The sequence below is a fragment of the Pseudoalteromonas sp. TB64 genome, from assembly GCF_000498095.1.
Taxonomy (GTDB): domain Bacteria; phylum Pseudomonadota; class Gammaproteobacteria; order Enterobacterales; family Alteromonadaceae; genus Pseudoalteromonas.
Genome location: NZ_AUTQ01000208.1, coordinates 1 through 21881 on the forward strand (window position 1 = coordinate 1; position 21881 = coordinate 21881).

Genomic DNA, 21881 nt, shown 5'->3' on the forward strand with positions numbered 1-21881 from the left:
GGGTGCAGCCGCTGGTGGAGCTGTAGGGGCAATTATTGGTGCCTTTATTCCAGAGCATGAAATTAAGTATTACGAAGATGCAATTAAAGAAGGCTCTGTACTTATAGGTGTTAAATACACCAGTGACAATAAGGATGATATAAAAGAAGCGCTTGAAAATGCAGGTGCTGAAAACGTATCAACAGCTTAGTTATTAATAATTGGTTTAATAAACTATATGGGGAAGCGGCTTGCCGCTTCCCCATTTTTTGTATAAATCTAAGTTATTTATCAAGAACGAAGTAAGCCGAACTCAGATTAAACTGTATTATTTATCTCCTTTGTGCAAAAAGTTATCTCTAATCGAGCCTACCCAATTTGTAAACTTATGGATTACGATATTCCCTTTTCCGAGAAGTGCATTTAGCTCTTCTTCAAAATGTGTTTGCTTTTTGCTATCGGCTTCAGGGAGTGGCGGCAAAATATGAGCAAAATAGGTTTTATCGAGCAAGCGATGTAGTAATCGTTCGCCAGTAAATGGCTTACCACTATTAAGCGCACGTGCACCTTTAATTAAATTACGAATATCGTATTGAGTGGGGCTTATATCGGGTACTTGCTTTGGAATATTTAGTAATTTATATACACCAATTCGTGCTGTTCTTATTGATGTTTCCATCGTGAAAATAACATCATTACGGGTTTCAACAAATTGACCTACCATACCTAAATTAGTACAGCCTTGTGGCACTGGACGAGGTCTGTCGTCAGCAGCTCGCGGCATAAATTGTGCTGTAATATACGGCATAAGAGCAGTACGTACTTTGGTGTTAGCAACTATGTCGTCAAGTTGCTCTTCAATATTAAGGTGGTAACAAAGTTCAGTTAGTATTTCCTTGCCTGTACATTCAGCCATTGTTTTTTCTATTTTATTTCCTTTTTTATCCATTAATAAACCGTAAACCCACAGTACTAATATATCGTCGGGTTGCTCTGGGTAGTGAGGCTGCCTGTTACACGTAACACTTAGTAACCAATTAGAATCGGTTATGGTAATAATGCCACCTGTAACTGAGCGACCAGAATATGGGTCGTTAACCGATAACGTTTTTAGTTTATCAACAAGGGGTGATGGTTTACATGTAAGCGTTGCTGACTCCCAGATAGATTTATCTACATCCCCATAAAACTTTTCAGGATTGCCAAAAACAGGTGATTTTTCAGCGAGGTTTTTCCATAAGTTCCAACCGCTATTTTTACCTGGATCATTTTTTTCGCAAGTAAGAACGGGCACTGTATCCATGTCACCGTATGCGGTTTGTTCTGTCATTGAACCATTGAGAGCGAATACTAAGTCTTTTGGCTCTATTGCAATATATTGCTTTTGCCCTTTCGTAATAGCTTGAAGACCCGCGACTGTTTTTTTATCATCGGTGAAGTTCATATCAAGATCGTGTACGCAGGTATCAAACTGAAATTTAACCCCTTTTTTTCGTAAATAATCCGATAGCGGCTTTATAAATGTGTCGTATTGATTGTATTTAGGAAAAACTAAAAGAGACATGTCTCCAAAGCCATCTATAGAATCGAGAAAACGATGCAAATATAGCTTTGTTTCCAGCAGGCTATGGCAATTTTTAAAGGCAAACATAGTACGAAATAAAAACCAAAAGTTACTTTTTAAAAAGCCAGCGCTAAAATATTCTTCAATGGTTATATCATCTAGTGTTTCTTTGCGTTTTAGCATTAATTTAATTAATTCCCATTGCTGGGATTTATTTAATCCAAAGTCGGTAGCATCTAAAATTTCACCACAACTTTTTATCAAGCGTGCTTTTGAGTAATTAGGGTCGTTGTCGTTGATTAATCTATATTCATCAAGTACCGAGTAGCCTTCAGGAAGCTCAGCAGCGGGTATATCTTGAAATAGGTCCCAAAGAATATCGTAGTTCCAATTCATTTCACGACCACCACGAATAATATACCCATCCTCAGGATTACCTTGCCCATCCATTGAGCCACCTTCAATACTCATTTCTTCTAAAATAGTGATGTTTTCAGCAGGCATATGAGCATCACGAATTAAATAAAACGCCGCAGCAAGACCACCTATACCGCCACCGACTATCCACGCACTACGATTTTCNTGGCGGGCATAAGGCGAAATAAAATCATAAGGGGGCAGTGTGCCTTTAGGCGTGTTATGCCAAAAGTCTTTAGTTGCATCGGGTTCGTGTTCAAAACCCTCTGGTGCGGTTGCAGAAATATCAAACTTAGAAATCGTTTTTTTAGACATTATGCGTCCCCTTATGGGTAAAATATTAGCAGTATTTGCTAATCCCATAATTGCATGCTCAGACGAGGCTTACTTTGTATTAGATCAAACTTTGGGATTTGAAGTGGAAAAATTAAAAACAAAAAAGCCATACAGTTTGTATGGCTCTTTGTTAATTAATTTACTATCTAAATATATTTATAATAAACCTATGGGCGGAACGAGTTACCACAAAAGCCACTACCTGTGCCTGCCGATGGAAGCTCGCCACTAAGTTGTTGGGTCATGTTAGTTACGCGATAATCCATAAATTCGGTTAGACCATAAAAATTATTAACCGATGATGTAAGATTTTGCTCAAACTGTGAGTAGCTGTAAAAAGCACTTGGATCATTAGCAACATGCTCGCTAATTAAATCTTTTAAATCAGCAATACGTTGACTAAATTGAGCGCTTGAAAGCGAGCCATTAATTAACGTTTGTAAGTACGCATGATACGTTGTTAAGTTACTTTCACTCGCTAATGCGCTTGCTACAAGTGGGCGCTCTGCAAGTGCACCACTGGTTGGTTCGTCTATATAAAGTTCTCGTATATCAACGCCATTACAGTCCATCGTAAATGTGCCGAATGATTCGTTAAAATCCCATGGTAACAAGCTAAACACACCATCTCTGTCGTATATATAATAGTTGTGCGCTAACGTACCGTGATAGCTATCTAGGTTTGATAGGGCAACACTCACTGATAAATATTTTAGTAAACCGTCTACATCAGTTGCATCGGTTTCGCCGTTATTAATTTGCTCAATAAAGTTTAAAATTGCGCCGTTGTCGGTAGTGTCTTCATTGGTTTTTAAATTAATGTCAGCGTAGCTTGTAATATCGTTATCTATCCATACTAAGTCACTGCCTGTTCCGTCTGGCTTATATAAGTCGCCATTAGCGTTTTCAAAGTTGTTTTCTAAAAACGTCCCATCAATTGCTTCAACCATAAGGTAAAAACCAAAAAGCTCGCCATTTACATAAAAATTAACGTAAGAATGCTGTGGTGTGGCAATGCCCATTTCGGTTAATAGATCGTAGGCAATTGTTTCACGCATATAAGAAGGGTCGTTGTACGAGTTATGTAAGGTAAACTTTTTCAAACCAAATAGTTTTTGCCCACTAACATATTCGTTTATATCTACTTTAAAGCTGTAGCGATCGCTCGATGAGTTAGCAACACTGGTTAGGCTGGAATTGCCTTTTGTTCTTATTGCTATGCTGTCGAGCGTTACGCCGTTAAACGTAATACTGGCTTCGTGGTACTCTTCATCTAATGGATTATCTAGTATGTCATTCCAATTTTCATCGGTAATGGTTATAGATAAACTATTAACTAAAGTAGGGTTAAATGCTTTTGCTTGACTGTTTTCACTACCTTGAGTAGGCGTTAAAAATGCTTTGTCCCAACTGTTTTCTATTGTAGTAACATCACTTAATCCGTAGCTAAAGCCTGCAATAACATCACTTTCTTTCCAGCTAATGTAGTCAACAGTTTCGTCATTAAGAATTAAGCTTAACTCATCTTCTTTACCTAATTTAAAGTTAACAGTGTAGCCACTACTTTCTTCATCTGTTGCATAAATAACTAAGTATTCGCCAGGTGCTAATGTTACATCAGGCAAGCTTTGTGGCTCTATGTCGTCGCTTTCATCAATAATGCTGTAGTTTGTTAGGGCAACATTATCGGTGCTGCTGTTGTATAGCTCAAACCAGTCTGCTGAGCCATTTATGTCACTGGCAACAACTTCACTTATAACTAAAGGACCATGTTGGCCTAGTGTATTTGCGGTTAAAGGTGTTGGTGTTAATATTTTAGTAGCGTCGCTGCCATCAGGAAAGCGACCATAGCTAAACTCAATGAGTGCTTGGCCTTTATCCCACGCTAGTTGATCAACTAAATCGTCGCCGTTATAGAGGCTAACTTCATCACTAGAACCAAGCTTAAACGCAACCGTTTCTAAATCATCTGTTTCGCTTGTGGTTGCGTACACGCGATAAAACTCACCAGCCGATAATGTAATATTAGGTAAAGCCATGCGTTCACCGTCTTCATCGGCAACGGTGTAGTCGCTTAAGTTAACCGCAGACGTGCCAGTAACAAAAAACTCAATCCAGTCGTATCCATTATCGCTATCGCTGGCAACAATTTCATTTATTCTGATAGGTGCATCGTTATTAGTTATTTTATCTAAAGTGACAGATGAGTCGTCACTAAGCTCTTCATTAGCAGCGTTAGGTGTTGGGTTTAGAGTTTGCGCAGTACCTGCGCCATCGGTAAATAAACCGTAACTTGCGCCTTGCGGTGCATCGCCTTCCTCCCAATCTAATTGGTCTATTTGTGCTGCGTCTTTAAACAGAGTTACAGCATCATCGCTGCCTAGTTTAAAGGTAACGTAGTAACCATCATCAGGAGGAGTATCTGCTTCATCTATGGCTTNCGCCAGCAGCTAAAGCAATGTCAGGTAGGTATTGCGCTTCATGCTCGGTATTGTCGTCAACAATACTATAACTAGAGAGCGTGGCTATATCTTGTAATGCATAAAGCTCAATCCAGTCATTACCGTCATCAGCGGCAGAAGCAACAATTTCATTAATAACGAGTGATACGGTAGAGGTGCTATCAGTGTTATCAGTACTTTCTGATGTATCGGTATCAGTTGTGTCGGTGCTTTCGCCTGAGTCACCGCAGCCAACAAGTACGCTGGTGGCAAGTAATAAGCATATATAAATAGGGTTATATTTCATGTTTTAGCCTTTTATGCAATTTAAGGCATTAAATTAACATTCAATTGTGTAAGAAAAGTGCAAGTAAAGTGTAATGAAAGTGCAATATTAAAAAGATCATATTAAATTTTTACATGATTAATATATAAATAATTATTTAATAAATAAAGTAAGAACTTTTTTTGTTGTTTATTTACAATTAGATAGCTTATTTTTGTTATTGGTAGGAAAATTTTTAGTTTAACTTTCATTATTTCTTAAATGCTTTTGCGCATATGTAAAACTACTTATTTATTCGTACATTAGTTAATTTTTTGTTAAGATACTGCGCTTAATACGGAATAGAACAATTTAATAGCTTTATAGAACAGCTGTAATAACAGGAAAAATAATGGAAAACATAATAAATAACATTGATATAAATCAATACCTACCCGCAGCAATTACGTGGGCTACGAATATATTACTTGCGATTGCAATTTTACTTGCTGGCTTATGGTTAGCAGGCAAAGTACGCAATTTAATTATTGGCTTGTGCCATAAATACACGCATCTTGATGACACGCTATTTCGCTTTTTAGGCAGCATGGCTCGATACATCATATTAGCGTTCGTTATTATTGCGGTGTTAAATCGCTTTGGTGTACAAACAGCCTCTATTATTGCTTTGCTAGGTGCTGCGGGACTTGCTATAGGTTTGGCGTTACAAGGTGCAATGTCGAACCTTGCAGCAGGTGTAATGCTGCTAGTTTTCAGGCCTTATAAAGTGAATGACTTTATTGAGGCTGCAGGGCGCTTTGGTAAAGTGATGGAAGTTGATATGTTTACTACTATTTTACAAACATTCGATAATCAACAAGTTATCATTCCAAATAGTCAAATTTGGGGAGCGCAAATTATTAACCATTCACATCATCCAATTCGTGGTGTTGATATGCATTTTGGTGTTGCTTACGATGAAAATACAGATGCAGTTCGTAAAGTTATTGATGCTGTACTTGCAGCGCACCCACACATACTAAAAGATCCAGCGCCTTTTGTTGAAGTAGAGACACTTAACAACAGCTCAGTAGACTTTTTAGTAAGACCTTTTTGTAAGGGTGAGCATTACTTTGATGTTCTTTACACTGTGCCAGAGCTAATTAAAAAAGCACTTGATGAAAACAACATCGAAATACCTTTCCCACATCGTAAAGTTATTTTAGTTAACGAAAGCAAAGATTAACTAAATTTAAAACGATTTAAATCTAAGGGCACTTTTAAAGTGCCTTTTTTTGATCTTGAAAAACTTACAGAGCTCTGTAAGTTTTTCTATTTTTAATACCACTTAAAGCATCACTTTTACTCTGTATCCCGCGCTTTTATTACTCTTATTGTTTGGTCTTTATTTTGCATTTAGCTCAGTTACTTTTGCTGTTAAGCAAACTTTAAAAAACTAACCCAATCACTTAAATTGTAATGAAGGATTAGACATGGCTGAATCATTTAAATACGCAGGTAAAAAAGGAAATGGCGGCGAGCTGCGCCAAAGTGCATCAGATGGCTACCCAACAATGACCACAGCTCAAGGTTGCCCTGTAAGCGACGATCAAAACTCGTTAAAAGTAGGCGAACGCGGTCCTGGCTTGATGGAAGATCAGGTGCTGCGCGAAAAGCTTTTTCATTTTGACCATGAACGTATTCCTGAGCGAGTAGTGCATGCTCGTGGTTACGGTGCGCATGGTTACTTTGAAACTTACGATTCGTTAGAAGAATTGACCTGTGCCGATATTTTTAAACGAAAAGGTGAAAAAACACCCGTATTTGCGCGATTTTCTACTGTTGCCGGTAACAAGGGTTCTCCTGATTTAGCACGTGATGTACGTGGTTTTGCCGTTAAATTTTATACTCAAGAAGGCAACTGGGATTTAGTCGGTAACAATATACCGGTGTTTTTTATTCAAGATGCGATGAAGTTTCCTGACTTAGTTCATTCAGCTAAAGCAGAGCCTGACCGGGGTTTTCCGCAAGCGCAAACCGCACACGACAACTTTTGGGATTTTGTAAGTTTATCCCCAGAGTCAATGCACATGGTTATGTGGGCAATGTCTGATAGAGCTATCCCGCGCTCGTTGCGATTTATGGAAGGTTTTGGTGTTCATACTTTTAAATTTATTAATGACGAAGGTGAGGAAAAATACGTTAAGTTTCATTGGAAACCAAAAGGCGGTATGCAATCGGTGGTATGGAATGAAGCGCTTAAATTAAATGGTGCCGATCCCGATTTTCATCGTCGCGATATGTGGGAGTCTATTGGTAATGGTGACTTCCCAGAGTGGGAACTTGGTGTACAAGTATTCGATCAGCAGTTTGCTGATGAGTTTGAATTTGATGTATTCGATGCCACTAAACTCATACCAGAAGAGCAAGTACCTGTTAAAATAGTGGGGCGAATGGTACTTAATCGTGTAGTAGATAACTTTTTTGCAGAAACAGAGCAAGTTGCATTTTGTACTCAAAACATTGTACCAGGGCTTGATTTTACACCAGATCCATTATTACAAGGGCGAAACTTTTCATACCTTGATACTCAAACAAAACGCCTTGGTGGACCTAACTTTACGCAAATTCCGGTAAATGCGCCTAAGTGCCCAATGAGGCATTTTCAGCAGGATGGTCACATGGCGATGCAAAACCCTAAAGGACGTGTTAACTACGAACCTAACTCATGGAGCGCAAGCGAAAATAACCCTCGCGAATGCCCAGCGCACGGGTTTAAAAGTTCATCAGAGCAAATGAGTGGTGACAAGCTACGTTATCGCTCAGACACATTTGCAGATCATTACAGCCAAGCTCGCCAGTTTTACTTAAGTCAAACCGAGGTAGAGCAGGGGCATATACAATCTGCGTACGTGTTTGAGCTTTCTAAAGTTGAGCATTTACCAATACGAGAGCGTTTGGTCTCGCATTTATTAAATATTGACGAAACCCTCGCAAACAAAGTTGCCAAAGGACTTGGTTTACAAGAGATGCCAGACCCTGCTGAGGCTGCTATGCCAACTCGCAAAGACCTACCTGTATCTGACGCGTTAAGTATTTTAAAAAATGCGCCAAATACGTTTAAAGTACGCAAGTTAGGTATTTTAGTGAGTGATGGGTTTGATGCAGATATTTTTGAATCGGTTGTAAATGCACTTAAAAGCGAAGGCGCAAACTTTGAAATTATAGCTGCGCAAGTTGGCGGTGCTAAATGTAGTAAGGGTAAGCACTTTGAAGCCGATCAGGTTATTAATGGTGGACCATCGGTTTTATACGATGCCGTGCTTGTACTTACCACTGAAGAGGGAGCCGAAAAATTAGCTGCTATTGCAGAAGCTAAAGACTTTGTAAGTGATGCATACGCTCATATGAAATACATAGGCTTTACAGCTCAAGCTAAACCATTATTTAAAGCTGCAGGGCTTGATGATAAAGCAGATGATGGCTGGATTGATTTAGCTAAAATATCGGGTGAGGCATTTATTGAGTCACTACGTAATCTACGTTTTTGGCAGCGATAAGTATTTATTCGGAATATTATTTTTAAATCTATCTAGCGTTAATTTACTCTTAAAATTAAAAGCCGTTGTATTGCTACAACGGCTTTTACTTATTGTGCCAATAAATAAGCTTTAAATTTGCTTATCTATTACGCTTCTTATTTCGCTTAGCGTGGTCTCTTTAATTATTTTACCATCTTCAAAAACCACTTCTAATAGACCTTGCGCTTCCTCTTGCTCGGTTACGTCATCAAATAAAGTAAGTTCGCCGTTTACGCGTTCAACTTTTAAAAGTCCTTTTGCTGATTTTTTCTTTGAATCAGTTTTAGGGTCTTTAAATATAGCAACACGTTTACCATTTTTTACAATGCTAGTGGCTTTTACTGCTGAGCCGTGAGTATCACGCGTTACATATTGATAGCTGTATGAACCCATGCCTAAAACCACTTTTGATGCAAAACCCTTGTCCATAAGTCTTTGTAGAATTTGGCGTTGGCGCGTTAAGGTAATCGCATCGCCGTAAATAGCACCAATATGCTCATCAAGTAACTTATAACCTTTAGGTGTTGTTGTGCCACCAAATATATCCCATAGGCATTCAATAAGCCCTTTAACTTCACATTCCATTAGTTCGATAGTGTTGTTGTCTTCAAACCCAAAATATTGGCCGTTAAAGTAATACGCTTCATAGCCTTTATTAATAACGTCAGCTTCAGCTTCATTTTGAGTTGTAAATAATTCACTGTAATCTGATATAGGTGAAACATTATATCCGGTTAACATTTTAACAGGATCCCCTGAATCGGGGCGAATAACTAGCGTGCCATCACGTGCCATTATTTCGCTTTTTAACTGTGGTAAATAATCAGTTACTAGAGTCCAAAAATCCCAAGTATCAGAAACAACACTTAAAATACCTTTAGGTGACTGTTCTTGCATTAAATATTTAAAGAACTCAATTTCGCCTTCCAGTATCCAAGAACATGTAACCGAGTGCTCTGTTGCATCTACTGAGCAACCAACAAGTTCGTTATCTACATTTGCACCGTAATATTTTTCAGCAAATAAAACCGCAGTAATAACATCCGTACCAACAAGTCCCGATGCTAAGTGACCAAAGCCACTCATTGCCGCAGCATGTTTACCAAACATACCTCTAAAGCTAAAGTCATGACCTTGAAATGGTACAAAATCCATATCTAAGCCAGTTTTAATTGCAAATTCTTTAAATACTTTTAAATAAGCGACAGCCGTTGTAGTGCTTGTCTGAATTGGCCAGTTTTCACAGCTTAATACCGTTTCAATCATATTAGTTAGCCATTGAAAACCCGCTTTTGTATTCACTATAGTCACTGGCGGTACTAAGTAAGGAACTAATGTCCCCTCAGGCAATGCTTTTATTTTTAATGGTAAGTAACCTAAGTCATGTAAATCTTCTAAGTATTTCACATCAACAGTATAGCCAAGCATTGAGCTCATAATACGTTTATGGTTAGCAACAGCCGTTGCTTTATCTACTTTAAAAAACTCATCCCATTCTTCTTGAAGGTAACTTTTAATAAAGTATTGAAGACCAACAAACGCGACTTTATCGTTATTTTCTATGTTACTTAGTTTGCCACTACGAGAGGTATAATTTGCATATACCTCTGTTACGTCAGGGTGATAAGCGCGGCTATGAAATTCTTTATAAACGTCTTTTTGCATACTTGCAGCTGTAATAGTCATCGTGTTTTCCTTACATCTCAATTATTTGTAAACTAATGTTGTTACTATTTTTAAACTCATTAGCCGGTTTAAACGAATCTGTTGTGTAAATTTTATCAATTAGGCCTTCAAAAACATCAAGCCCTTTTGAAAAAATGCCATGAGTTATAAAAAGAGAAATTTCAACAGCGCCATTACTTTTTAGTACCTTGGCAAGTTCGATAAAGGTTCTGCCGCCGTCACAAATATCATCAGCAATAAGTACGCTTTTACCTTTAACATCGCCAATAATTTCTGTTTTTACTATTTCGCCTGTTTTTAAGTTTCTTACTTTTTGAGCTTGAATAACGTCAGGTACACCATTGAATTTTTCTGAAATTTTAATGGTTTTTTTACTCGCCCCAGCATCTGGAGAAATAAGAGTTAGTTCGCCTTTTGCTAAGCGCTGGCTTAGCTCTTCGCAGCGTGCAAGTAACGAAATTTGTTCAATATTGGTGACTCTGTTAATTAAAGCAGGGGATACATCGCTATGCGCATCCCAAATAGTCACTTTTGAAAAGTTTAAGCTATTAATAAAGTTTGCCATAACAGCTGCGCCTAACGCTTCTCCTTCAACACATACTCGGTCTTGGCGTGCATAAGGAAAATAAGGAATAACAAGTTCGATAGGCGCACTTTCATTTGTTAATCTTTTTAAGGCATCAACAGCAATCATTAATCTAACCATTTTTGAAGAATTGGTTAGTCGTTCAAAAATCTCTATTTTTATAGAGTCTGAAAAAGTAGCAGAGTTGAACCTTACATGCTCTTCACCGCCAGAAAAAGTAAAGTGATCATAATCAACTAACGATTTATTACCTGATGAGTCATAACTAAATACTTTCATTTTTTGTCCTTTTAATGTTTGTGTCTTAGCGACACAATTAAATTACCAAATGTACTTATACTAATCAAGCTATTTTTTAAACTAAATCACTGAACTTATATATGTCTGTGATTGTACTGCAGCTTGAAATTGAGGTACGTTTAATTTATTGTGTCATTAAGACATTAACTTAACGGAAGTATGCTGTGACTGAACATTACGATATTACCGAATATAAAAATCCATTATTTACAGTTGATAGTGTACTGTTTACCGTTAAAAACGGTGCTTTAAAAGTACTCATGGTTAAGCGTGCGAGTGAACCCTTTATAGGTCGATGGGGTTTACCAGGTGGGTTTGTTGATGTAGATATTGACGATAGTGTAAGTATGACGGCGCTTAGAAAGCTTAAAGAAAAAACCAGTGTAGCGCCTCAATATTTAGAGCAGTTGCAAACATACTCTGGTATTAATCGAGATCCGAGAGGGTTTAGTGTCACTTTGGTGTACTTTGCATTAATTGCAGAGGCGCAAGTATCAACTCACATAGAAACGGTTGACGATGCAAAGTGGATAGATTTAGATGAAGTAAATAATTTGCCAGTGGCTTTTGATCATAAGTATATTATTGAGCAAGCTAAGGCGCGTTTAAAACAAAAAGCGTTGTATTCAATGGCGCCGGTTTATTGTTTGCCAGAGCATTTTACCGTAGGGCAATTTAAGTCCGTAATTGAAACCATTATAGGTAAGCCTGTTCAGCGTAAAAGTATTATTAGACGCATTGAAGCTGCTGATATGTTTGAAACACTAGATGAAAAAGTTAAATCGGGCGGACGTTTAGCGCAGTTATACAAAGTAAAAGCCGGCGTTGATATTGTAAACTTTGAGCGTAATTTAAGTGTTTAATAAATTAAATAAACGCTCTTAAAACAACTGTAAGAGCGCTTTTTTACTTCAGGTAAGTGCTATTAAAGTAAGTTCTTAAGTTATTGGAGTTATTCAGAGCTATCGGCAGTAATAAAGCCTTTTAGAAACTCACTTAACGTTTTAGTCTCGTAAATGGCACTTTGTTCATCTGCGCCAAATGATATTACTTGGCCTGATGTACCTTTGGTATTTGGTGCAAAATCTAGCGCTATAAAATTACCACCTCCCAAATTAAAAAATGGCACCCAATAAGGAGTAACGTACATGGGTACGGTTTTTATATTACTTTCATTATCGGTGTCGAATAACTCTTCTTGAGTCCATTCATTATAAATAGACTGCCAGTCGCGCCATTCTTTTAAAATGCGTTGAACGCTCATAAATGCTGTATTTTCGACACCATTATGTAGTGTTAAAAACGATTTTAGTATAGCTGGGAATGCAAAGCCGGCTTCGTTTTCAAATTCAGCATAAATAGCATCGTTGTTTTTGGGCTCAATAACATTGAGGTTATTTTGTTTTACCAACGCTTTAAAATATTGTTCAATTAATTCAAAGTTATCAGATGCATTGAGCTGTATAAAAGGCGTTAAAAAGTCAGCTTTTTCTTTAGTTAACTTTTCAGCAATAAAGCTATTTGGAACTTGGCTACAAATAAACTCCCCCATACCTTTATGAGTAAGCTCTTTCTCGTTGTTAAAAAGGGAGCGACTTGAACTGCTATTACTTGTAAATGTATATACTTTAGGTGTTGATGCGTTTTTATTAATTGAGCTGAACCACTGATTAAATAGAGGCGTTGCTTCTACTTCCATGGTTAAAATTTCTTTGTCCTGTAAAAAAGCAATACCATACACTTTTTCTGACGTTGTATCTGGGGTAATAATGAGTAACTTTAACGTACTCTTTGCTGTTAAATTTTGTATTTCTTTAAAAATAGCTTCTCTAAAAATACTCATAGCGCCAGAGCTATTTAAATTTTCAAACTCTGGCAGTGTATTTATTTTTATTAAATCAAAGTGAAAATCACCCCACTTATTTTCTTTTAAATTTTCAGTGTAAGTTATGATGTTTTTCATTTTTCCTCTTTTTATGTAATCCATTGCGCTCATTTTTAGCAGCTTATCATTTTATTATACTTTATAAGAATAAATATGTAACACACTGTTTAATTTGCAATTTATTAACAGGTGTAATAGCTTGCTAGTAATTATTTACCTTAATTTTTATCCTAAAAAAGTATAATATGCTTATTAGTGAGTACTTGTTATTTTAATTACAGGGTCACTTATAAAGCATAATAAGTTAATACACCATTTTAATAAGGCGTTTCAATTTTGAGCAGTAAAAATGTACTTTCTTATTATCGTGATTGTTATAAAGAAGATAGCGCGGATTTAAATTTATGGAATTTAAATAAATTAAAAAAAGAAGACCGCCTTATTCTTGAGGGTCGTGATGATTTAGGTTCAGGCTTTTTACCGCGCCTTCCTATTCCCAAAGAATTTGCTGATCAAATGATGAAGCGCGTTGAGGTGTATCAACGAGAGCGAGTATTACTTTATGCTCGCTTTATATTCGTTGGTAACATAGAAGTTAAGGGCGAGATAAAGCAGGTTGTTTCGCCTATTTTATTTAATGAAGCTGTTATTGAAAAAGAGCAAGACGACTATTACTTCTCTTTAAATGAACATCACCCCGATATAAATGAATCATTAACAGGGCTTTTAATGCCTGAGGTTAATAAGCTTACAAATATTGATGAAACTGCTGATATTCAGTCAGCTTATTTTTGGACTTCATTATTAAAAGAAAGCCCGTTAGCAATCAATGTATTTGAGCTTTTAAACTATCCTGAACTTGCTAACAATGATGAAATAAAAAAAGCATTAAAAAGTAAAAAATCCGCACTTTTACCCGTCTCTATGCTGGTTTTTGTAGAGCGCTCAAGTAGTAGCCGTGGTGTGCTTCATGAGTTAGAAGAAATCATAGAATCAAATAAACTACCGCCTCCCATTAACGGTTTAATTGGGGCTGTGCAGCCCACAATCGAAAATAAAAAATTAAAGTATGATTACTTACCAGGTTTACTGTCGGGTCCTCAAAAGAAAGTAATTTCGATTGCAGCAAATATAAATTTAGGATGTGTTTCTGGACCGCCAGGTACAGGAAAAAGTTACACCATTGCAGCTATTGCAGCAGAGCATATGGCGCGAGGAGAGTCGGTGCTTATTGTTGCAAACAACAACCCCGCACTTGATGTAATAGCCGATAAGCTTGATGAAAACTTTGGTTTAAGTGATGTGTCTATACGCGCTGGGCAAAAAGAATTTTTAAAAAAACTAAAAGACTATATTGCCGATTTATTAGCAGGGTACTTAGCGGATGAACAAGATAACCCCGCGCTTATTGAGTCTGAACTAAACGAATTAAACACCTTATTAAACGAGCTAGAGCAACGTTTTAGTCAGTTTTGCCACCGAGCAATAATTAGAGGGAAAAGACTCAAAAATCTTGAAGAAAAAAATATTAAATGGCTTACACATTTATACATTAAATTTGCTCGTCGTGGTATTGGGCAATTAGCAAAGCAGTGGTCTTCGTTAGAGCAAATAAATACCCAACAACTTAAAAGAGAAAAACTGGCGAGTAGTTATTTAAACGCGTTAAAAAATAAAAATCTTAACGCTCTGGTTAATACCCAGCGTAAATCGCTCAACGCATTTAACCAAGCTATTCGTAGTCGCACATCTAAAAGGCAATTTGAGCTTTTTGATAATATAGAATATGAGTCTTTATTATCGGCTTTTCCGGTGTGGTTGGTTAGTTTAAATACGCTGTATAGAGTATTACCGTTAAAAGCTGAAATGTTCGACTTAGTAATTATTGATGAAGCTACGCAATGTAATATCAGTAGTTGCTTACCCGCACTTTATCGCGCAAAAAGAGCGATGATTGTGGGCGACACTAAACAGTTAAGGCATTATTCTTTTTTGGCAAAAAGTAAAGAATCTCAACTGATGTCTAAAAATAATGTGAGCCTTAGCGATGGCGGCATTATGAGTTATCGTGACAACTCTATTTTAGATTTAGCCTTAAATGCATTGAATAATAATAAACAGCTCGCATTTTTAGATGAGCATTTTAGAAGTAAGCCAGAGCTAATTCATTTTAGTAATGAGCATTTTTATCAATCAAAACTAAAAATAATGCAGCATAGACCCTGCACAAGCACGGGAAATTTACTTGTACAACGTGTAGATGGGATTAGAGATAGTGCGGGCATTAACCATCTTGAAGCAAGCAGTGTTATAAACGCGATTAAGTTACAAATTAGTGATGATAAAAGCACTGGAATAAACCATAGCATTGGCGTTGTATCGCCTTTTAGAAACCAAGCTGATTATATTGCCAAAGAAATAGAAGCTCATTTTAGTGATGCTGAAATAATAAAACACAAAATTAGAGCCGCTACTCCATTTGGTTTTCAAGGTGAAGAACGAGATATTATGCTTATCTCTTTTGCGGTTGATAATAATGCAAAAAGAGCCGCAGCTTATATAAATAAAGCGGATGTGTTTAATGTGTGCATTACACGGGCAAGACAAAAGCAATACGTATTTTTATCAATAGATGAAACGCAGTTGCCAGAGCATTATTTATTAAGGCGCTATTTAAGTTCAATAACGCAGTTTAAAGCAACTCATAATATTACATCGGAAATTGATGAGTTTCAGCAACGTGTTATTGATGAACTAACACAGTTAAAAATAGAAACGTGGGCTGGTTATACAATAGCTGGAACGGATGTTGATATTTTGTGCCGTCATAATGGTCAATATCTCGCAATTAATTTAATTGGTTTTCCTGGACCATGGGCTGACTTTTTTGAGCTCGATACCTATAAATTATTTAGCCGCGCTAATATAGAAATACTGCCAATTAGTTATGGATTATGGGTTGTTGATAAAAGTACATGTGTACAGCATATTGTTAGTAAGCTTAGTGTTACATAATTAAAGTTTACTGTTAAACACACTCAATAATATAAAAGGAATTAAAGTGTTTCTATCATTATTAAAGCCTGAGTATGGCTATTACGGATTTTTATTTATGGCCTTATTAACGTTGTACAGGTCAATAGAAGGATATTTATTTTCTAGAAAAGAAAAAATTAGAGATAAAAGTATTTCTGATAACGCGAAAAAAATGAACATATCATTAGAGGAGTCAATACAGCAAAATAACACTAAATACCGTAGGGAATTAGCCCAACGAGGTGATTTAAAAACATTACTAATATCAATATACGAAACAAGCTCATACCTTTCAGTTCTTTTTTTATTGATATTTCCTTTTGTTTTAGCTGTTTATATCCCCGTAGTTACATTTTTTGCAGATAGCTATTTTTATCAATTCTTCATCTATTTTGTTATTTGGGCGGCTTATTTTCTTTTACTTGCTTTATATTCAAAGCTAAATAACGATGGGAGCCTTCTCATTACAGGCTTTATGGCATTCGCGGGATCTTTTTTAGCTAGTTCATTAGCTGTCACCGTTAGATGGTTAATTGGTGTGTTGTGGTAATTAAGGCACATTTTAGGGAGAGTCGCATTCAATAAAAAGGCTCAGCTATTAATAGCTGAGCCTTTTTATTTAAGACGAATAAGACGATTAACCAAGGCTTATGGCGAGGTATTTTATTTCATCGCCACTTATTTGCGGTAAAAAGTAAATATCGTTGTATTTAAAATATTGTTTAGAATTAATGGTTACAGCCTCTGCCGATGAGGGCAGTGAGTCATAGGTTTCACCTAAACTATAATCATTAGCATTGCCTATTTTGATTGCTTTATTTAATTGTATATTTGGTGTGTCTACAACGGTGTAGCCGTCGTTATCAGCAACGTAATACACGTTTTGATATGTATAATATGTAGTGTTGTGGTGCCTTATACGTGAGTAATGCTTAGGTAGAGATCTTATACGCAACCCTCTTGGCGGTATTACTGAGCGGTAACCACTTTTAGCTTTACGATAATAAATTCCATCGTTAAAAGTAAAAGAAATACCATTAAATCTAATAGATGCACTATTACGCGGTAAGTGATTTATTAATCTACCTGGTCTGTAAGTAACAACTTTATGGTGATTACTTTTAACGTAAGCACGTTTACGATTTTCATATTTACGTTGCTCGCGTTTATCTTGCTTATACTCAATGCGTTTTTTCTTTTCATGCCTGCGTTCATCACGCTTATATTCAACACGTTTTTCGTGTTTGCGTTCGTCACGTTTATGTTCAACACGTTTATCGTGATCGCGTTTATAGCTCTTGCTGTTTTCCTCACTCGGCGCCCCAAGCGCCGAACCCGACACAGTGCCTATAACAAGCAGTGCGGGTAGTAAAAAAGTAAGTTTCATAGTATGCCTCGTTTATGTTGTTACATAACTAAGTTCAATACTAACGCCTTAAACTGAATGGTAACTGATATGTGCTAGTTTCAGAGACAGACCTTACAGCTTTTTACATTTTACTGACAGTTATTGACATACTTAGTTGTTTTTGACGATTTTACAGAGGATTCTGTTCTTTATAAGGGGGTTTATTACGAGAGGTATTTTAATAATATTGCTATTAAATTATATGCTTGGATTATTTTGTTGCGCTTAGAAAACGTTATTTCTGTGCATTTTTAGATGGGTAATACCAATAAAATAGAGTTTAAATGGTGTAAAAAGCTAAGTTTGCGGCACGTTATTTATTGCCGCAAACATTACTTTATATTTTAAAGTACGCATCTATCTTTTAATAAATTTAAGGCTTGGGTGATACGTTATGGTATTAACTCTAACAAATGCTGTGTTATTAACGTTTCTTTTAACAACTTTAACGGGAACGTACTTGATTACCTTAGTTTGGTTAATTTTTTTCAGTTCTCGTTTTAGCTGAACCTTTTTATATTCTTGCTTTGTATATCTATCATGTGATGCTGCAAATGCAGAACTAGATAAAGTGCCAATAACTAATAGTGCCGGTAGTATAAATGTAAGTTTCATAATATTGCCTCGTTTGTGGTTAACATGGCTAGTATTGACGTTTGAAACTGAATGCCAACTGCATGTAAGGGCAATGTAGGGAGGCTTTACACCCTTTTACTTATCTTTACTATTCTTGACGCTAATACCAATCCGCAGTAATACTTAATCAATTTGAGAGATTAAATCTAACGTTAACTCTATTAAAAAATGACTGCTATACGACTGCATAAATGCCGAAGGTAGAGCAAAGTAGAGTAATTGTAGAGATCAATTAACAACAAAATCCCAGCTGTGTTATCAACACCGTTTTCTTACCTCAAAACAGGTAGCTTAATTAAGCTACCAGGTATAAAACCGTATTGGTTCTATACCAATTTTATATATCGTTTAGAGTTTAGGTTGGCTACTTTTGATAAAACGGGTAATCGCTATAACCCACTTCAGTGCCGCCATACATGGTCGCTGCATCGGCTTCGTTAAACGTCCAATTATTCGCTATACGCTCTGGTAAATCAGGGTTAGCTATAAATGGGCGACCAAATGCAAATAAGTCACCGTAACCTTCACCTAAAATACGAATTGCCTTTTCTACTGTATATTTACCAGCATAAATAATGCGACCAGAGAATTCAGCTCTTACCGCTTTGTAAAACTGTTCTGGTAAATCAGGGGCGTTATCCCAATCAGCTTCCGCAATTGATAGATAAGCAATACCTGCTTTTTCAAGTATTTTTACAGCTTCTACATAAGTGTGGTGAGGGTCTGATTCTACAAGCCCTAAATACACTCTTGTTTCATCTGTACTTGCAAACAAAGGAGCAAAACGTACACCTAAACGATCGGCACCCACTACGCCACTCACAGCATCCACTATCTCTTTTAAAAAGCGCAGACGATTAGTAAGTGTTCCACCGTATTGATCGTCACGATTATTGGAGTGCTCAGAAATAAACTGATTAACTAAATAGCCGTTAGCACAATGAAGCTCCACACCATCAAAGCCTGCTTCTAAAGCATTGCGTGCAGCTTGAGCATACATATTTACTAGCTCACCAACCTCAGCAGTGCTTAGGGCTCGGGGTTCACTTGGGTTAGCAAGCGCGCCCTCAGTAGGTGCGGTTTCAATAAAGACTTTTACATTGTCAGCAACAATATCTGAAGGGCCAACCGGTTTATCTGCATTTGGTTGTAACGACGTGTGTGATACACGACCTACATGCCAAAGCTGAGCAAAAATAACACCGCCTTTAGCGTGTACGGCTTTTGTTACTTTTTTCCAACCTTCAATTTGTGCTTGCGAGTGAATACCAGGGGTCCAAGCGTAGCCTTGACCTCGAGGTTCTATTTGCGTGCCTTCGGTAACCATAAAGCCAGCTGACGTGCGCTGCGCATAATATTCAGCCATTAATTCATTAGGAATATTACCCGGCTGAGTGCTGCGAGAGCGTGTTAGTGGTGGCATTACAATACGGTTTTTAAGTGTGAAAGGACCAAGTTCTACAGATGAAAATAACGTACTGGTATCTGAAATAGGATGATTCATTAAAACTCTCTCTTAAAGCAAACTTAGTGGCTTATTACCTCGCATTTAACGAGATAAAATATTGTGATGGGCTTAATCAGCAATTCGCTGCTTAAGCAATGTTGGTAAGGATAGAGTTTTAAAGATACAATTTGAAACAACAGTTTTTTGTTTTAGATACAATTATGAATGGTATTAATAGGCTCGATATTAAACAGCTCAGAGTGCTTAACGCATTACTTGATTTAAAAAACCTTTCGCAAGTGGCTCGTAAAATGGGTTTAACTCAGCAAGCAATTAGTGAGCAGCTACGAAAACTGCGCGATTTATTTGATGATCGTTTATTTATACGCCAAGGTAATAGTATGGTGCCGACCCCTAAAGCCCTCGCTATGCAGCAGCCTATTATTCATATATTAAAACAACTAGAAACCTTGCTAGAGCCAGAGTTATTTACACCACAAAGCTACAAAGGTGTATTTACTATTAGTGCGACCGATTATGCAACGCAGGCGTTATTGCCTCAGCTCTTTAATATAACCCGCCGCGAAGCACCGGGTTTAAAGCTTATAGTGCGCGACTTTGCATCCGACAACGTTAATCAACTTATAACCGCAGGCGAGCTTGATTTGCTTATAAGCTTTCCTGAGTTTATTCCTGACAACTTGGCATATGTCACTTTGCTAGAAGAGCAGCACTTGTGTATTACAGGTTGTAAAAATGAGTTTGAAAATGAGCCCTTAACACTTTCGCAAATTGCAGCGCACCCACAGCTGGTAGTGTCGCCTTCGCGCGCTAATTTACGTGGATCACACGATCAATGGTTTGCAAATAAGGGTTTAAAGCGAAATATTGTTATGTCGGTACCGAGCTTTTCAGCAGTGCCCGACATTTTACATACAACCGATATGTTGGCGTTTTACCCATCAAGATTATTACCAAACAGCAAAGTTAAACAGCTTAAAACGCAGGCGCTACCACCTACATTTAAAGTAATAGCCGCATGGCATCCTCGTACTAATAACAGTCCAATTCATAAATGGTTGATAGAACAACTGCAAAACTTATAAAGCGTTATTTAACTGTTCTAGTAAGCTAAATAAATTTAGAGTTTAGTGCGAGTGTTAAATTAAAAAACTAGTGACATAATTAAGTGCTAAATAATTTATACACATAAATTATTAAAGGTAGCTATACAGGGCAAGAGCATGAAAAAACACTATAAATTCAATACCTTTTCAAGATAAGCTGTACTGCGCATCGCTTTCTTCTGCTTTGCTGGCATACCTTTACTAAAACTGGTTTCAGCCTTTAATTGATTAAATGCGATATGCCTCAGCCCTGCAAATACTGGCGCTGCACCTTCGCGCCTAATTCGGCACTCATCTTCTTTAAATCCTACGTCTAAACGCCAATGTAATCCGTTCTCTATTTGCCAATGTTGCCGCGCTGACCTTGCCAATTCTTCCGCCGTTAAATATGCTGAACTGATATAGTACCTATAACATAACTCATTGCTTACTTTACCTTTTTCCTTTCTGTAGGAAACAATAACACCCACCGTCTTTGCACCTTCCCAGTGTATCGTTTCTGATAAATCACTTACATCATGACGCACTGCACAACACCTAAACTCCTCTCTGTTTTTTTGATAATCTGCTTCATTAAACAAAATCCCTTCAGACGCTTGTCGTGTTATCTCCGGTAATAAAGCCCCCTCTATTTGCGACAGGAGTCCTTTATGATTTGCCTTCACTGCAAGAAGGTAATTAGCTTCTTTGCTCACTATTTTTTCTGCAATTGATTTTTGACACCCCATGGCGTCAATTGTGACTAAGCACCCTTTTATCTCAAGTAACTCAAGAAGTGTTGGTAACGCTGTTATTTCATTCGACTTTTTATCAACAGGACATTGCGCTAAAACGACACCATTTTCGCATGAAAACGCACTGACCATATAAAGTGCATCGCGCCTATCTGACTGATTAAATGAGCCTTTTAAGCATTTACCATCAATAGCTACGACATCGCCCTGGGTTAACTTAGTGCATGCTTTCATCCAAGAAGAAAAAGAATCTTGAAATTGCGTCATATCGATACGGCTTAGTACGCGGGCAATTGTGTCATGACGAGGAATACCTTGCTCTAGGGGAACATATTTCCTGAGCCAATCTAATCTATCATGACCAAAATCTTCAATATCTTCCCAGCCTTGGCATCCAGACACAACAGCGCTGACGGCTAAGAATATGATATCAAATAGTTTATGAACCACTTT

The 21881-nt window shown here is 37.2% G+C and carries 16 protein-coding genes and 1 pseudogene; 8 read left to right on the forward strand and 9 right to left on the reverse strand.

Translation table 11 applies throughout. The features are described from left to right. Positions 1-190: pseudogene (locus L647_RS0117340) on the forward strand (hypothetical protein); the annotation flags it as partial. 117 nt (positions 191-307) lie between these two features. Here L647_RS0117340 and L647_RS0117345 read toward each other — a convergent pair. Beyond that, positions 308-2275: an oleate hydratase gene (locus L647_RS0117345; RefSeq protein ID WP_024612171.1), complete on the reverse strand. Its 1968-nt coding sequence runs from the start codon at positions 2273-2275 to the stop codon at positions 308-310. Between the two features lie 188 nt (positions 2276-2463). Further along, positions 2464-4482, reverse strand: a complete 2019-nt coding sequence (locus L647_RS0117350; RefSeq protein ID WP_343223071.1) for a CotH kinase family protein — start codon at positions 4480-4482, stop codon at positions 2464-2466. Here L647_RS0117350 and L647_RS1000000126520 point away from each other — a divergent pair. The 3 genes from L647_RS1000000126520 to L647_RS0117365 all read left to right on the forward strand — a co-directional run bounded on the left by L647_RS1000000126520 (position 4388) and on the right by L647_RS0117365 (position 8562). Beyond that, positions 4388-4588 (forward strand): hypothetical protein, encoded by a 201-nt coding sequence (locus tag L647_RS1000000126520; protein ID WP_253948900.1) that lies wholly within the window; start codon positions 4388-4390, stop codon positions 4586-4588. The genes L647_RS0117350 and L647_RS1000000126520 overlap by 95 nt on opposite strands. Positions 4589-5414: 826 nt before the next feature. Next, complete coding sequence (locus tag L647_RS0117360; RefSeq protein WP_024612172.1) at positions 5415-6248, forward strand: mechanosensitive ion channel domain-containing protein; 834 nt, start codon at positions 5415-5417, stop codon at positions 6246-6248. 247 nt (positions 6249-6495) lie between these two features. After that, entirely contained in the window at positions 6496-8562 is a 2067-nt protein-coding gene (locus L647_RS0117365) for a catalase (protein WP_024612173.1), read from the forward strand. Between the two features lie 111 nt (positions 8563-8673). Here the strand turns inward: L647_RS0117365 and L647_RS0117370 are convergent, their stop codons facing one another. Both L647_RS0117370 and prs read right to left on the reverse strand, forming a co-directional pair. Then, positions 8674-10269, reverse strand: a complete 1596-nt coding sequence (locus L647_RS0117370) for a nicotinate phosphoribosyltransferase (protein ID WP_024612174.1) — start codon at positions 10267-10269, stop codon at positions 8674-8676. 10 nt (positions 10270-10279) lie between these two features. Then, on the reverse strand, positions 10280-11134 hold the full coding sequence (gene prs, locus L647_RS0117375) for a ribose-phosphate diphosphokinase (RefSeq protein ID WP_024612175.1): 855 nt from the start codon (positions 11132-11134) through the stop codon (positions 10280-10282). 185 nt (positions 11135-11319) lie between these two features. On the opposite strand from prs, the gene L647_RS0117380 reads away from it, so the two are divergent. Further along, on the forward strand, positions 11320-12018 hold the full coding sequence (locus tag L647_RS0117380; protein ID WP_024612176.1) for an NUDIX domain-containing protein: 699 nt from the start codon (positions 11320-11322) through the stop codon (positions 12016-12018). An 89-nt stretch (positions 12019-12107) separates the two neighbouring features. On the opposite strand, the gene L647_RS0117385 is transcribed toward L647_RS0117380, so the two are convergent. Next, entirely contained in the window at positions 12108-13118 is a 1011-nt protein-coding gene (locus tag L647_RS0117385) for an SMI1/KNR4 family protein (RefSeq protein ID WP_024612177.1), read from the reverse strand. Positions 13119-13376: 258 nt separating this feature from the next. On the opposite strand from L647_RS0117385, the gene L647_RS0117390 reads away from it, so the two are divergent. Both L647_RS0117390 and L647_RS0117395 read left to right on the forward strand, forming a co-directional pair. Continuing rightward, positions 13377-16055, forward strand: a complete 2679-nt coding sequence (locus L647_RS0117390; RefSeq protein WP_024612178.1) for a DEAD/DEAH box helicase — start codon at positions 13377-13379, stop codon at positions 16053-16055. Between the two features lie 46 nt (positions 16056-16101). Beyond that, entirely contained in the window at positions 16102-16626 is a 525-nt protein-coding gene (locus L647_RS0117395) for a hypothetical protein (protein WP_024612179.1), read from the forward strand. Positions 16627-16713: 87 nt separating this feature from the next. Here L647_RS0117395 and L647_RS0117400 read toward each other — a convergent pair whose 3' ends face one another. The 3 genes from L647_RS0117400 to L647_RS0117410 form a co-directional block, all read right to left on the reverse strand. After that, complete coding sequence (locus L647_RS0117400) at positions 16714-17463, reverse strand: DUF6515 family protein (RefSeq protein ID WP_024612180.1); 750 nt, start codon at positions 17461-17463, stop codon at positions 16714-16716. A gap of 378 nt (positions 17464-17841) precedes the next feature. Beyond that, positions 17842-18099: a hypothetical protein gene (locus tag L647_RS0117405; protein WP_024612181.1), complete on the reverse strand. Its 258-nt coding sequence runs from the start codon at positions 18097-18099 to the stop codon at positions 17842-17844. Positions 18100-18484: 385 nt separating this feature from the next. After that, the gene (locus L647_RS0117410) at positions 18485-19624 is read right to left on the reverse strand and encodes an alkene reductase (protein WP_024612182.1); all 1140 of its coding nucleotides are present in this window, start codon (positions 19622-19624) and stop codon (positions 18485-18487) included. 131 nt (positions 19625-19755) lie between these two features. Between L647_RS0117410 and L647_RS0117415 the strand changes: the two genes are divergently transcribed. Beyond that, positions 19756-20673, forward strand: a complete 918-nt coding sequence (locus L647_RS0117415) for a LysR family transcriptional regulator (protein ID WP_007587269.1) — start codon at positions 19756-19758, stop codon at positions 20671-20673. A 149-nt stretch (positions 20674-20822) separates the two neighbouring features. Here the strand turns inward: L647_RS0117415 and L647_RS0117420 are convergent. Further along, the coding region (locus L647_RS0117420; protein WP_024610393.1) for an ISAs1 family transposase at positions 20823-21881 on the reverse strand (1059 nt) is incomplete at its 5' end.